At 72.2% G+C, this 12,604-nt stretch carries 13 protein-coding genes; 6 read left to right on the top strand and 7 right to left on the bottom strand.

What is annotated here, in order from left to right; all coding sequences use genetic code 11:
- The 3 genes from GTY56_RS01090 to GTY56_RS01080 form a co-directional block, all read right to left on the bottom strand.
- Positions 1 to 1,018: serine/threonine-protein kinase (locus GTY56_RS01090; RefSeq protein WP_161361561.1), on the bottom strand; the 1,018-nt coding region annotated here is incomplete at its 3' end.
- Between the two features lie 79 nt (positions 1,019 to 1,097).
- Positions 1,098 to 1,556 carry a MarR family transcriptional regulator gene (locus tag GTY56_RS01085; RefSeq protein ID WP_161361560.1) on the bottom strand — a complete coding sequence of 153 codons (459 nt, stop codon included), beginning with the start codon at positions 1,554 to 1,556 and terminating at the stop codon, positions 1,098 to 1,100.
- Positions 1,553 to 2,179 carry a DJ-1/PfpI family protein gene (locus GTY56_RS01080; protein ID WP_161361558.1) on the bottom strand — a complete coding sequence of 209 codons (627 nt, stop codon included), beginning with the start codon at positions 2,177 to 2,179 and terminating at the stop codon, positions 1,553 to 1,555. The genes GTY56_RS01085 and GTY56_RS01080 overlap by 4 nt, the downstream gene beginning before the upstream one ends.
- A 163-nt stretch (positions 2,180 to 2,342) precedes the next feature.
- Here GTY56_RS01080 and GTY56_RS01075 point away from each other — a divergent pair, with 163 nt between their 5' ends.
- The 3 genes from GTY56_RS01075 to GTY56_RS01065 all read left to right on the top strand — a co-directional run bounded on the left by GTY56_RS01075 (position 2,343) and on the right by GTY56_RS01065 (position 5,291).
- Positions 2,343 to 3,698 (top strand): aspartate aminotransferase family protein, encoded by a 1,356-nt coding sequence (locus GTY56_RS01075; RefSeq protein WP_161361555.1) that lies wholly within the window; start codon positions 2,343 to 2,345, stop codon positions 3,696 to 3,698.
- A gap of 122 nt (positions 3,699 to 3,820) precedes the next feature.
- Entirely contained in the window at positions 3,821 to 4,522 is a 702-nt protein-coding gene (locus GTY56_RS01070) for a GntR family transcriptional regulator (protein ID WP_161361553.1), read from the top strand.
- A 118-nt stretch (positions 4,523 to 4,640) separates the two neighbouring features.
- Complete coding sequence (locus GTY56_RS01065; RefSeq protein WP_033310151.1) at positions 4,641 to 5,291, top strand: putative DNA-mimic protein; 651 nt, start codon at positions 4,641 to 4,643, stop codon at positions 5,289 to 5,291.
- Positions 5,292 to 5,302: 11 nt separating this feature from the next.
- On the opposite strand, the gene GTY56_RS01060 is transcribed toward GTY56_RS01065, so the two are convergent.
- Entirely contained in the window at positions 5,303 to 5,596 is a 294-nt protein-coding gene (locus GTY56_RS01060; RefSeq protein ID WP_161361551.1) for a hypothetical protein, read from the bottom strand.
- Positions 5,597 to 5,728: 132 nt separating this feature from the next.
- Positions 5,729 to 7,012, bottom strand: coding sequence for an adenylosuccinate synthase (locus tag GTY56_RS01055; RefSeq protein WP_161361549.1), 1,284 nt, complete (start codon positions 7,010 to 7,012; stop codon positions 5,729 to 5,731).
- 185 nt (positions 7,013 to 7,197) lie between these two features.
- On the opposite strand from GTY56_RS01055, the gene GTY56_RS01050 reads away from it, so the two are divergent.
- Positions 7,198 to 8,082, top strand: a complete 885-nt coding sequence (locus tag GTY56_RS01050) for a diacylglycerol kinase family protein (RefSeq protein ID WP_161361547.1) — start codon at positions 7,198 to 7,200, stop codon at positions 8,080 to 8,082.
- A gap of 12 nt (positions 8,083 to 8,094) precedes the next feature.
- Here GTY56_RS01050 and GTY56_RS01045 read toward each other — a convergent pair whose 3' ends face one another.
- Entirely contained in the window at positions 8,095 to 8,592 is a 498-nt protein-coding gene (locus GTY56_RS01045; protein ID WP_161361545.1) for a GbsR/MarR family transcriptional regulator, read from the bottom strand.
- 75 nt (positions 8,593 to 8,667) lie between these two features.
- Here GTY56_RS01045 and GTY56_RS01040 point away from each other — a divergent pair, with 75 nt between their 5' ends.
- Both GTY56_RS01040 and GTY56_RS01035 read left to right on the top strand, forming a co-directional pair.
- Positions 8,668 to 9,564 carry an ABC transporter ATP-binding protein gene (locus tag GTY56_RS01040; RefSeq protein WP_161361543.1) on the top strand — a complete coding sequence of 299 codons (897 nt, stop codon included), beginning with the start codon at positions 8,668 to 8,670 and terminating at the stop codon, positions 9,562 to 9,564.
- Positions 9,561 to 11,159, top strand: coding sequence for an ABC transporter permease (locus tag GTY56_RS01035; RefSeq protein WP_161361541.1), 1,599 nt, complete (start codon positions 9,561 to 9,563; stop codon positions 11,157 to 11,159). The genes GTY56_RS01040 and GTY56_RS01035 overlap by 4 nt, the downstream gene beginning before the upstream one ends.
- Positions 11,160 to 11,362: 203 nt before the next feature.
- Here the strand turns inward: GTY56_RS01035 and GTY56_RS01030 are convergent, their stop codons facing one another.
- The gene (locus GTY56_RS01030) at positions 11,363 to 12,583 is read right to left on the bottom strand and encodes a cytochrome P450 (protein WP_161361539.1); all 1,221 of its coding nucleotides are present in this window, start codon (positions 12,581 to 12,583) and stop codon (positions 11,363 to 11,365) included.
- Between the last annotated feature and the right edge of the window lie 21 nt (positions 12,584 to 12,604).

Genomic DNA, 12,604 nt, shown 5'->3' with positions numbered 1-12,604 from the left:
CGGGCGTGGGGCCGGGGCCGGGACTCTCACCGGGGCCGGAGCCCTGCCGGCCGGCGGGCGGCCCGGAAGGGCCGGCTCCCTCGGCGGGGCCGGCTCCCTGCGGATCCTCCGTCTCCAGCAGCCGCACCGCGTGCCGCCCCAGTTGCGCCACCAGCGCGCTCGGCAGCCATGGATCGAGGGCGCGGCCGTCCGCGACCGTGTCGTCCGCGCCCGTGCGTTCCAGGACGCGGTCGAGGGAGGGCCGGGCGGCGGGGTCCTTGCGCAGGCAGTCCCGGACCAGGTCGGCGATGCCCTCGGGGACGCCGTCCAGGTCCGGTTCCTCCTGGGCGATGCGGAACATCAGGGCGTGCACGCCGCTGTTGGCGGTGCCGAAGGGCAGGGCGCCGGTCGCGGCGTAGGCGAGGACCGAGCCGAGGCAGAAGACGTCGCACGCCGGGGTGATCCGGTCGCCGCGCACCTGCTCGGGCGCCATGAAGCCGGGCGATCCGACGAGCGCGCCGGTCCGCGTGAGCCCGCCGTCCGTCACGGTCTCCAGGGCGCGGGCGATACCGAAGTCGATGACGCGCGGGCCGTCGATCGTCACCAGCACGTTGGACGGTTTGAGGTCGCGGTGGACGATGCCGGCGGCGTGGATGTCCTTGAGCGCGTGCGCGAGCCCGGCCGCGAGGATGCGGACCGTGCGCTCGGGCAGGGCGCCGTGGTCGTGCCCGACGACCTGCTGGAGGCTCGGCCCGGCGACGTACCCGGTGGCGACCCACGGCACGGCGGCCTCGGTGTCCGCGTCCAGAACCGGCGCCGTCCAGTACCCGCCGACCCGCCGCGCGGCCTGCACCTCCTGCCGGAACCGCTCCCGGAACTCCTCCTGCGCGGCCAGTTCCTCACGGACCAGCTTCACGGCGACCGTGCGGCCCCGCCCGGAGCGGGCCAGGTAGACGTGCCCCATGCCCCCCGCACCGAGCCGCGCCAGCAGCCGGTACGCGCCGATCTGGTGCGGATCCCCGGACCCCAGCTTTTCCATCGCTCAGCCGCCTTCCCCCCACACGCGAGCAACAGACCGAGAATAGTGCTGGGCCGGGGCCGGGCGGCCTGGACAACGTCTACGGTTCCGTAACAGGCGGACCGACCTGGTCCAGCACCGTGGACAGCCGTTCCAGCATCCGCACCGCCTCCGCCAGTTCCGTCTCCCCGAACGCCTCCGCCAGCCGGTCCGCGAACGCCGCGTGCCCGGGGTCGATCCGGGCGATGGCCGCACGCCCCTGCGCGGTCGGCGCGAGGAGCTTGGCCCTGCGGTGCGCCGGGTTCGGCCGGTACTCCGCGAGCCCCCGCTCCACCAGCAGATCGGCGATGCGCTGCACGCTCTGCCGGGTGATGCCCATGGCGCGGGCGATGCCGGAGACAGGCAGCGGTTCGCCGAGGACCGCGCCGAGCACCTGCCACCAGGCGGCGGTGAGTCCGGCGGGCCGGGCCAGCTCCTCCGCGACGGCGAGGAACTGGCCGTTGAGCCGGAACACCCCGAGGGCGCTGCGGCTGAGGATGTCCTGACGCTCGCGGCTCACAGCGCGCCGGCCTTCTCCAGCACCGCGTACGCCGCCGTGTCGGAGTCGTGGAACAGCCGGTACCAGGCGTCCAGCACCTCGCCCTCGTAGACCCCGAGCAGCCGGAGGATCTCGCGGGCGAAGGCGACGGGCTCGGTCGGGCCCGCGGTGACCAGTGCGCCGCCGTCGGTGACGGCGTCGGCCTCGACGTAGCGTCCGCCGCCCGCGTAGCCGGTCGCGGCCAGGTAGAAGGAGACGGCGCTGGTGTGGTCGCGGTCGTCGAGCAGGCCCTCCCGGGCGAGTCCGGCGGTGGCTCCGCAGATCGCGGCGACGGGCACGCCCGCGTCGAGGAAGTCCCTGGCCTTGCGGGCGAAGGGCGCGAGGTCTGCGCTCGTGTCCCAGAGGTCGGCGCCCGGGAGGATCAGCAGCGCGCTGTCCTCGGGGCGCAGGTCGTCCAGGGCCAGGTCGGGCTGGATGCGCAGGCCGCCGGTGCTCCGTACCGGGGCCGTGGTCGGACCGACGGTCCGGATCTCGTGGCCGGTGCGGGCGAGCTGGGCCGTGGCGTGGCCGGTCTCCCAGTCGGCGAGGGTGTCGTAGACGGCGAGATGGACGGGCTTGCCGGGGCGGCCGGTGGTGGCGTTCATGACTCCTCCTCGATCCTGAACTGCTTGTGACAGCATTCTGTCATTACGACAGAATGCTGTCAACAGAGGGCGTCGCGCCTGGACAACCTGTCGGAGGAAGGCGGCCGACGCCCGACAGGCCGCCGCTTTCACCGCCGTCTCCGCCGCACCTACGCTCGCCCGCATGACCCCTCAGCCGAACCCCGAAGCCGGTGCCGCCGTCAAGGCCGCCGACCGTGACCACGTGTTCCACTCCTGGTCAGCTCAGGAGCTCATCGATCCGCTCGCCGTCGCCGGTGCCGAGGGGGCGTACTTCTGGGACTACGACGGCCGGCGCTACCTCGACTTCTCCAGCGGGCTCGTCTACACGAACATCGGCTACCAGCACCCGAAGGTCGTCGCCGCGATCCAGGAACAGGCCGCGAGGATGACGACCTTCGCGCCCGCCTTCGCCGTAGAGGCCCGGTCGGAGGCGGCCCGGCTGATCGCCGAGCGGACCCCGGGCGACCTGGACAAGATCTTCTTCACCAACGGTGGCGCCGACGCCGTCGAGCACGCCATCCGGATGGCCCGTCTGCACACGGGCCGCCCGAAGGTGCTCTCGGCGTACCGCTCGTACCACGGCGGCACCCAGCAGGCCGTGAACCTCACCGGCGACCCGCGCCGCTGGGCCTCCGACAGCGGCACCGCCGGGGTCGTGCACTTCTGGGCGCCCTACCTCTACCGCTCCCGCTTCTACGCCGAGACCGAGGAGCAGGAGTGCGCCCGGGCGCTGGAGCACCTGGAGACGACGATCGCCTTCGAGGGGCCCTCGACCGTCGCGGCGATCATCCTGGAGACCATCCCCGGCACGGCCGGGATCATGGTCCCGCCGCCCGGCTACCTCGCCGGTGTGCGGGAGATCTGCGACAAGCACGGGATCGTCTTCGTGCTGGACGAGGTCATGGCCGGGTTCGGGCGGACCGGTGAGTGGTTCGCCGCGGACCTGTTCGACGTCACGCCCGACCTGCTGACCTTCGCGAAGGGCGTGAACAGCGGGTACGTGCCGCTGGGCGGGGTCGCGATCTCCGGTGCCATCGCGGAGACCTTCGGGAAGCGGCCGTACCCGGGCGGTCTGACGTACTCCGGGCATCCGCTGGCGTGCGCCGCCGCGGTGGCGACGATCAACGTCATGGCGGAGGAGGGCGTTGTCGAGAACGCGGCCCGGCTGGGCGCCGACGTCGTCGGGCCGGAGCTGCGCGCGCTCGCCGAGCGGCACCCGAGCGTCGGCGAGGTGCGCGGCACCGGCATGTTCTGGGCGCTGGAGCTGGTCCGCGACCGCGGGACGCGGGAGCCGCTGGTGCCGTACAACGCGGCCGGTGAGGCGGGCGCCCCCATGGCCGCCTTCGCCGCCGCCGCGAAGAAGGGCGGGCTGTGGCCCTTCGTGAACATGAACCGGACGCATGTCGTGCCGCCCTGCAACATCAGCGAGGCGGAGTTCAAGGAAGGGCTCGCCGTCCTGGACGCGGCACTGTCGGTGGCGGACGAGTACACCGGGTAAACACCTGTAAACCCGTCAGTAACCGACATCCTCACGTCCCGTTCGAACGCGTAAGGTGGCGTGCTCGTAGACATACATATACGCGCACGCCACCCGAACGCGACGAGGGAGACGCCCTGACCATGCCCGCCAGCACCGGCAACGGCGCCGTGACGCGCAGCACCCTGCGGCAGCAGATCGCCGACGCGCTCCGTGACGAGGTGCTGGCCGGGCGGCTCCAGCCGGGGCAGGAGTTCACGGTCAAGGAGATCGCGGAGCAGTACGGGGTGTCCGCGACGCCGGTGCGCGAGGCGCTCGTCGACCTGTCCGCCCAAGGGCTCCTCGAAGCCGACCAGCACCGCGGCTTCCGGGTCCGCGAGTACTCGGTCGACGACTTCCGCGGCATGATCGAGGCCCGCGGGCTGGTCATCGAGGGCATGTTCCTCGCCCTGAACGAGGGGCGGCCCAATGCCGTACGGCCCGACGACCCCCGGGCCGCCGCCGTCGTCGCCGGGGTCCGCAGGCGCGGCGAGGAGGCGCAGCGGGCCGCGGCGGCCGGTGACCTCACCGTCCTCATCGGCTACGACCTGCGCTTCTGGCGCGAGCTCGGCGCCTGCTTCGGCAACCCCTACCTCGCCGACTTCCTGCACCGGCTGCGCGTCCAGACCTGGGTCTGCGCGGTGCAGCACCTGCGCCGGCTCACCGATCTGCGCGGCGAGCTGTGGGCCGGTCACACAGAGCTGGTGGAAGCCCTGATCGTCCGCGACCACGAGGCCGCCCGGGCGATCATCGCCGCGTACAACTCGCACTCGCTCGCCCTGATCGAGCGGCTCGCCTCCCGGTGACCCGCGTCGCCGCTGCGCGTGTGGGTATGGGACATGCACGGCGGGAGCCGTGACCGTGCCGCACCGCTACCCTTCTTGACCACCGTGCTACCCGACCGCGCTGAGCGAGGAGCCTTCTTTGGCCTGTGACCTGTGGCTGGTACCGCTCGTGGACGTGTTGTGCCACACGCCGGACAATCCTTTCGCCGAGGAACTCGCGCAATACAACAAGGTGCTCGCCGAGGCCGGTCTGCCGCCGGTTCCGGTGTACCAGTACATGCCGGGCCTGTCCGGCGAGGTCGCCCCCGTCGCGGGCTTCGACTACGACGCGCTGCACTTCCTGCGCCGCGCCTACCTGCTCCAGGTGTGCGGCCTGCCGGTGACGCCCGTGGACGAACTCGGCGGTGACTACGAGCAGCTGCTGGAGATGTTCGAGTCGACGGCCCAGCAGTCGCACCTGGTCTGGCACTACGACCACGCGGGCGCCTACGTCCCCGTCGACTTCCCCAGTCCGCTCGCCGACGACGATCTCCTCGCGGGCGGAGGCCCGCTGGGTTCCTCGCACGCCCTGCTGCGGGAACTGGAGACGGTCGCCCCGGGCATCGGCATCGACCCGGCCAACCCCCCGGCCGCGCCCCAGCCGCCGCTCGCCCCGACGGAGCTGGAGGAACCCGCCGTCCCCGCCCCGTACGACCCGAGTCCGTTCGCCCGTGAGCGGCACGTCTGGCTCGGACTGCACGCGGCCGTGACCCGCAGTCTGGCCCAGGGGTCGATGATCGTCTTCAGTTGAGCCCGGGGCGCTCAGCGCCCCAGCTGGGACAGCCCCTTCTGCACGTCGTCGACGTTCATCACCGGCGTGTAGGTGATCTCCGCGCCCAGCTGGAGGAAGAAGGGCTCGCTGATGACCGGCATCTGCCAGCTGTCCTGCATGTCGAAGACCAGGTAGGCGGTGCGCTTGCCGTGGTCGGAGGTGAAGTAGGCCGCTTCGGGCTTGATCTGCTCCAACGACTCCTGGAGCAGTTTCCCCATGGTTCCGTTCCGGATGAGCTCGTTGGACTTCTCCGTGTCCATGCACACCTTGAGCAGTACGCGCATCGCGGTCACCTTCTTCGGTCGACGCACGTGGGGGTACGGCTCCAGCGTATGCCCGTTCCGTACGACTCTCCTCGCGGAGAACGCAGGCCGCCCCCCGTGGGAACGGGGGGCGGCCTGCGAACGAGGGGCGGCTCAGATGAACGAGTTGATCTCGATCGTCTCGTCCCGGCCCGGGCCCACTCCGATCGCGGAGATCGGAGCCCCGGACATCTCCTCCAGCGCCTTCACGTACGCCTGGGCGTTCTTCGGAAGGTCGGCGAACGTCTTCGCCTTGGAGATGTCCTCGTTCCAGCCGGGGAGCATCTCGTAGACCGGCTTGGCGTGGTGGAAGTCGGTCTGGGAGTAGGGGAGCTCCTCGACCCGCTTGCCGTCGATCTCGTACGCCACGCAGACCGGGATCTGCTCCCAGCCGGTGAGGACGTCGAGCTTGGTGAGGAAGAAGTCGGTCAGGCCGTTCACGCGGGTCGCGTAGCGGGCGATGACCGCGTCGAACCAGCCGCAGCGGCGGTCACGGCCGGTGGTGACACCGCGCTCGCCGCCGATCCGGCGCAGCGCCTCGCCGTCCTCGTCGAACAGCTCCGTCGGGAACGGGCCGGCGCCGACGCGGGTGGTGTAGGCCTTGAGGATGCCGATGACCCGGCTGATCTTCGTCGGGCCCACGCCGGCGCCGGTGCAGGCGCCGCCCGCGGTCGGGTTGGACGAGGTGACGAAGGGGTACGTGCCGTGGTCGATGTCCAGGAGCGTGCCCTGGCCGCCCTCGAACAGGACGACCTTGTCGTCCTCCAGCGCCTGGTTGAGGACCAGGACGGTGTCGGCGACGTACGGCGCGAGCTTGTCGGCGTAGGCCAGCAGCTCCTCGACCACCTGCTCCACGGCGATCGCGCGCCGGTTGTAGAGCTTGGTCAGGACCTGGTTCTTGACGTCGAGGGCCGCCTCGACCTTCTGCGTGAGGATCGACTCGTCGTACAGGTCCTGTACGCGGATGCCGACGCGGTTGATCTTGTCGGCGTAGGTCGGGCCGATGCCGCGGCCGGTCGTGCCGATCTTCCGCTTGCCGAGGAAGCGCTCGGTCACCTTGTCCACCGTCACGTTGTACGGGGTGATGATGTGCGCGTTTCCGCTGAGGAGGAGCTTGGACGTGTCGACGCCACGCTCGTTCAGACCGCTCAGCTCGGAGAGCAGGACCGACGGGTCGACGACGACGCCGTTACCGATGACCGGCGTGCAGCCGGGAGACAGGATTCCGGAAGGGAGGAGGTGCAGTGCGTACTTCTGGTCACCGACGACCACCGTGTGGCCGGCGTTGTTGCCGCCCTGGTAGCGCACCACATAGTCCACGGAGCCACCGAGAAGGTCGGTGGCCTTTCCCTTGCCTTCGTCACCCCACTGAGCACCGAGCAGCACAAGTGCGGGCACGCGCGTACACCCCTTCCGGGCGGGGCATGTCCATGGTCGAGGGCGCACGCGGATAATCGCAGCCGCGTGCACCGCGACCGCCTTTGGTCGCCGACCGTCGGACCGGATGCCCCGGAATAGACGAAGCCCCTGGCGCAATAGCGCAAGGGGCTCTTGCACAAAGATGCTACCCGAGGAAGCGAGGCATGGCCGAGGTGGCGACTTCCGCGACGTCCGAGCAGCTGTTGGTGGTGGTCGACCCGGTCGCCCGTAGGTCGGACGGCGAATCCGTCCGGATCGCGAAAGACGTGCTCGGAGCGGGTGCGGGGATGAAGCTGTGCCTGCCGGACGGGCCGGAGGAGTTCGCCAGGGCGCTGGCCCGGCGGGGCTCGCGACGGCCGGTGGTGGTGGGCGACGACCGGGCGCTGATCCGGGCGGTGGCGCTGCTGCACCGCCACCGGGAGCTGTCCGGATGCGCGCTGTCGGTGGTGCCGGTCGGGGGTGCGCTGTCCCTGGCCCGGTCGCTGGGGGTGCCGGCGGGGCCGGTGGCGGCGGCGCGGGCGGTGCTCGACGGGGTCGAGCGGCGCATGGACCTGATGGTCGACGACAGCGACGGGGTGGTGCTCGGCGCGCTGCGGATACCGCCGCTGCGGCCCTCGTCGGCGGCCGGGGCGGGCCCGGAGACCGAGCCGGATCCGGACGACGTGCCGGGCCGCCCGTGGCTGCGGACCTGCCAGTCCCTGGTCCGGACGCTGGTTCCGCCGGGCCGCCCGTACCGGCCGGCCGCGGCGCCCGAGCCGGGGCCGTCCCGGCTGCGGGTCGAGGTGGACGGGGAGACCGTCGTCGACCTGAACCAGCCGGTGGAGGCGGTGTCGGTGTCACCGGCCGCGCCGGGCGTCGCGTCGGTGGAGGTCAGACCCGTTTCGGTGGGGGCGGAGGCCTCGCCGCTGCTGGCGGAGGGCCGGACGGTGACGGTGTCCGGGGCGCACTTCCGCTACCGCGCGGACACGGTCGTGTCGGGGCCGGTGCGGACCCGGACGTGGGTGGTGCGGGAGGGGGCGTGGGGGCTGACGGTACCGGCGGGGACGTGAGCCGGCCGCCGGTCATTCCGGCCCGAACACCTTCTCCCGGTGCACGCGCCAGCGTTCCATCATCTCCACGACCTCGACCCCGATGAACTCGAAGAAGGCGAGTGTCTCGGCCATGCGGCGCCCGGCCGGGGTGCCGGCGCCGAGGCTGGTGACGCCCTCGCGCAGGGCGCCTTCCCAGCGCTTCATGACGGCCTCGCGGTTGGCCAGCGCCTCGTACCACTGGTTGCCGTGCACCCGGTAGCGTTCCCGGCGCGATCCCGGCTCCCGTTCGCGCGAGACCATGTGCGTCTGGGCCAGGTGGCGCACCGCCCCGGACACCGCCGCGGGGCTGATCCGCAGCTGCTCCCCCAGCTCGGCGGAGGTCATCGAGCCCTCGTCGGAGGAGAGCAGCGCCGCGAAGACGCGGGCAGGCATCCGCGCCATCCCCGCCTCGACGAGCTGCGCGGCGAAGGACTCCACGAACCTCGACACGGCCTCCGCGTCCCGGCCGGTCCCGGCTGATTCCGTCATGAGACCCATCCTATCCAGGGTTCACATGGTTCTTTAACTTCACAAATTTCTGAAAGCCGCGTACGTTGCTGAGGCATGACGAAGGCCATCACCGTCTCCGGACTGCACAAGTCCTTCGGGCGGACGCACGCTCTCGACGGGCTCGACCTGGAGGTCGCAGCCGGGGAGGTCCACGGCTTCCTCGGACCCAACGGCGCCGGGAAGTCCACCGCCATCCGGGTCCTGCTCGGTCTGCTGCGCGCCGACTCGGGCACCGCGCAGGTGCTCGGCCGCGACCCCTGGGCGGACGCGGTGGAGGTGCACCGCCGGATCGCCTACGTCCCCGGGGACGTGACGCTGTGGCGCAACCTCTCCGGCGGCGAGGTCATCGACCTCTACGGCCGGCTGCGCGGAGGACTCGACGCGAGGCGTCGCGCGGAGCTGACCGAGCGCTTCGAACTCGACCCCACCAAGAAGGGCCGCACCTACTCCAAGGGCAACCGGCAGAAGGTCGCCCTGGTCGCCGCGTTCGCCTCGGACGTCGACCTGCTGATCCTGGACGAGCCGACCTCGGGCCTGGACCCGCTGATGGAGGAGGTCTTCCGGCGCTGCGTCGAGGAGGAGCGCGACCGGGGCCGCACGGTCCTGCTCTCCTCCCACATCCTCAGCGAGGTCGAGGAGCTGTGCGACCGGGTGAGCATCATCCGGCACGGCCGTACGGTCGAGAGCGGTTCACTCGCCGACCTGCGCCATCTGACCCGCACCAGCGTCGTCGCCGAACTTGCCGGGCCGCCCGACGGGTTGTCGGCGCTGCCCGGCGTGCACGACCTCGACGTCCGGGGGCGCCGCGTCCGCCTCCAGGTCGACACCGACCGGCTGGACGGCGTCCTGCGGTCGTTGAGCGCGTCGGGCGTGCGGTCGCTGACGTCGACACCGCCCACGCTGGAGGAACTCTTCCTGCGCCACTACCAGGACGAGGCGGCGGGCCGATGACGGCCTTCGCGGTACGGCACGGCAGCTCGCGCCGGCTCGCCGGTACGGGCACGCTGCTGCGCTTCGCCCTGCGCCGTGACCGGCTGATGATCCCCGTCTGGATCGCGGTCAACGCGCTGATGGTCCTCTCCATGCCGGGCACGCTGGAAGGCCTGTACGGCACCCCGGCCGAACGCGCCGACCTGGTCCGGCAGATGGAGACCAACTCCTCACTGCGTGCCATGGTCGGCCCGGTCTTCGGCGACTCACTGGGCGCCCTCACGGCATGGCGGGTCGGCATCTACGCCGGTGCCCTGGCGGCCGTGATGAGCCTGCTGGTCGTCGTACGGCACACCCGGGACGAGGAGGAGAGCGGCCGTCAGGAACTGGTCGCGTCCGGGACGGTGGGCCGCCGGGCCTCGCTGACGGCGGCCCTGCTGGCGGCCGCCGTGGCGAACGCGGTGCTGGCGCTGCTGGTGACGGCGGGCCTGGCCGGACAGGGCGCGGCCGGGGCCCTTGCGCTGGGGCTCGGGATCGCCGGGGTCGGGATGGTCTTCGCCACGATGGCGGCGGTCGTGGCGCAGTTGACGGAGAGCGCACGGCTGGCCCGCGGCCTGACGGGGGCGGTGCTCGGAGCCGCCTTCGTCCTGCGCGCGGCGGGCGACTCGGGGACCGGTGGGGGCGCCTCGGCACTGACGTGGCTGTCTCCCCTGGGCTGGCTGGAGAACCTGCGGCCCTACGCCGCCGAACGCTGGTGGGTGCTCGCACTCCTGGCCGGGGCGGTTGTCCTCCAAGGGGCGCTGGCCTACGCCCTGGCAGGCCGCCGGGACCTCGGCATGAGCTTCCTGCCGACCCGGCCGGGCCCCGCGTCCGGCCGGCTGAGCACCGCGGGCGCCCTGGCCTGGCGGTTGCAGCGGGGCGGCGTGCTCGGCTGGAGCATCGGCTTCTTCCTCGCCGGAGTGGTCTACGGCGGCATGGCCGAGGGCGCGGCCGACCTGGTCGGCGACAACGACAACGCCCGGCGGATCATCGAGCGGATGGGCGGGCAGTCCGGCCTGACGGACGCGTTCCTGGCGTCCATGATCGGCATGCTGGGCCTGGTCGCGGCGCTCTGGATCGTGGCGTCGGTGCTGCGCCTGCACGGCGAGGAGACCTCGGGCCGGGCCGAACCGGTGCTGGCGAACGCGGTGGGGCGGCTGCGCTGGGCCGCCGGGCACCTGGTGATCGCCTTCGGCGGCGCCGCCTGGATCATGCTGCTGGCCGGACTGGGCTTCGCCGTCGGCCACGGCAGGCAGACGGGGCCGGTCCTGGCCGCGTGCCTGGTGCAGCTCCCGGCGGTGTGGGTGGTCGGCGGCGTGGCGGTGCTGCTGCACGGCGTCCTGCCCCGGGCGGCCGTCGCGGCCTGGGGTGTCGCCGGGGCCGTGCTGCTGATCGGCTGGGTCGGACCCGCGCTGGATGTGCCGCGCGCGGTGCTGGACGTCTCGCCGTTCGGGCATCTGCCGAAGCTGCCGGGCGGCTCCGTGGAGTGGGGACCGGTGGCGGTGCTGACCGGGGTGGCGGTGCTGCTGGTGGCCGCGGGACTGGCAGGGCTGCGGCGGCGGGACATGACGACCTGACCCGCCGCAGCGACCGACCAGCGGCATGCCGGCGACCCGCCGCACGCCACTGACCTGCCACACGCGGGTGACCCGCGACACGCCCACTCACCAGCGGCACGCGGATGACCGCCACACATGGTTGCCCCTCCGCACGCCCACGGACGCGCCACACGCGGCTGACCGCGGCCCGCCCGCCGGCTGACCAGCGCTGCACCGGCCGGTCAGCCGATCTCGACCTCCAGCTTCTCCAGCCCCCTGATCACGAAGTTCGGCTTCCTCACCGGCTCGGCGGCCAGGCGCAGCGTCGGGGCCCGCTCCAGCAACGCCCCCATCGACGCCGCCAGCTCGATACGGGCCAAGGGTGCGCCGATGCAGTAGTGGATGCCGGCGCTGAAGGAGATGTGGGGGTTGTCAGCGCGGGTGAGGTCGAGGTCGGACGGGTTCCGGAACACCGCCGGGTCGTGGTTGGCGGAGCCGAAGAGCATGGCGATCTCCGCACCGCGCGGGATCGTCGTGCCGTCGATCTCGATCTCGTCCAGGACCCAGCGCTCGAACAGCTGGAGCGGGGTGTCGTACCGCATCAGCTCCTCGATCGCGGAGGGGACCAGCGTGTGGTCCGCGCGCAGCGCCTCCAGCTGGGACGGGTTGCGGAACAGGGCGAACCAGCCGTTGACCGTGGCGTTCACGGTGGCCTCGTGACCGGCGTTGAGCAGCAGGACGCAGGTGGAGATCATCTCCTGCTCGGTGAGCCGGTCACCCTCGTCGTGGGCCGCGATGAGACCCGAGACGAGGTCCTCGCCGGGCTCCTTGCGGCGGGCCGCGATCAGCTCGCGCAGGTAGTCGGAGAACTCGACCGACGCCCGGACCGCCTTCGCCGCCGTGTCCTCGGACGGTTTCAGCTCGTACATCCCGCAGATGTCCGCCGACCAGGGGCGCAGCGGGGCCCGGTCGGACTCCGGGATACCGAGCATCTCGGCGATCACCGCGACGGGGAGGGGTTCGGCGACGTCCTTCAGCAGGTCGCCGCCGCCCTTCGCGACCAGCGCGGAGACCAGCTCGTCGGCCAGTCCCCGCACGTACGGCTTCAGCCGCTCCACCGTGCGGGGCGTGAACGCCTTCGACACCAGGCGGCGGATCCGGGTGTGGTCCGGCGGCTCCAGGTCGAGCATCCCGTGGTCGTTGAGCGTGTGGAACGGCTCGTGCTCCGGCGGGGGCGCCGTCCGGCCGAACTCCTCGTGCGAGAACCGGTGCTGGTACGTCCGGCCGAGGCGCCGGTCGCGCAGCAGCGCCGAGACGTCCGCGTGGTGCGGGACGAGCCACTGGTTCGTGGGCTCGAACCAGTGCACGCGGCCCCGGGCGCGCAGCTCGGCGTAGACGGGGTACGGGTCGGCGAGGAACGCCTGGTCCCACGGGGCGAACCCGAGGTCGGAAACAGCTGCCATGAACGGACGCTAGCCCGGCAA

The organism is Streptomyces sp. SID5643 (assembly GCF_009872555.1).
Lineage (GTDB): Bacteria > Actinomycetota > Actinomycetes > Streptomycetales > Streptomycetaceae > Streptomyces > Streptomyces iakyrus.
This window is presented reverse-complemented; position numbering and strand designations above follow the sequence as displayed.

Excerpts from the sequence above, each read along its gene's own strand:
- GTY56_RS01060 (WP_161361551.1), bottom strand. The coding sequence starts at position 5,596 with ATGCGCGTACTGCTCAAGGTGTGCATGGACACGGAGAAGTCCAACGAG.
- GTY56_RS01035 (WP_161361541.1), top strand. The coding sequence starts at position 9,561 with ATGACGGCCTTCGCGGTACGGCACGGCAGCTCGCGCCGGCTCGCCGGT.
- GTY56_RS01050 (WP_161361547.1), top strand. The coding sequence starts at position 7,198 with ATGGCCGAGGTGGCGACTTCCGCGACGTCCGAGCAGCTGTTGGTGGTG.
- GTY56_RS01070 (WP_161361553.1), top strand. The coding sequence starts at position 3,821 with ATGCCCGCCAGCACCGGCAACGGCGCCGTGACGCGCAGCACCCTGCGG.
- GTY56_RS01075 (WP_161361555.1), top strand. The coding sequence starts at position 2,343 with ATGACCCCTCAGCCGAACCCCGAAGCCGGTGCCGCCGTCAAGGCCGCC.
- GTY56_RS01040 (WP_161361543.1), top strand. The coding sequence starts at position 8,668 with ATGACGAAGGCCATCACCGTCTCCGGACTGCACAAGTCCTTCGGGCGG.
- GTY56_RS01030 (WP_161361539.1), bottom strand. The coding sequence starts at position 12,583 with ATGGCAGCTGTTTCCGACCTCGGGTTCGCCCCGTGGGACCAGGCGTTC.
- GTY56_RS01080 (WP_161361558.1), bottom strand. The coding sequence starts at position 2,179 with ATGAACGCCACCACCGGCCGCCCCGGCAAGCCCGTCCATCTCGCCGTC.
- GTY56_RS01045 (WP_161361545.1), bottom strand. The coding sequence starts at position 8,592 with ATGACGGAATCAGCCGGGACCGGCCGGGACGCGGAGGCCGTGTCGAGG.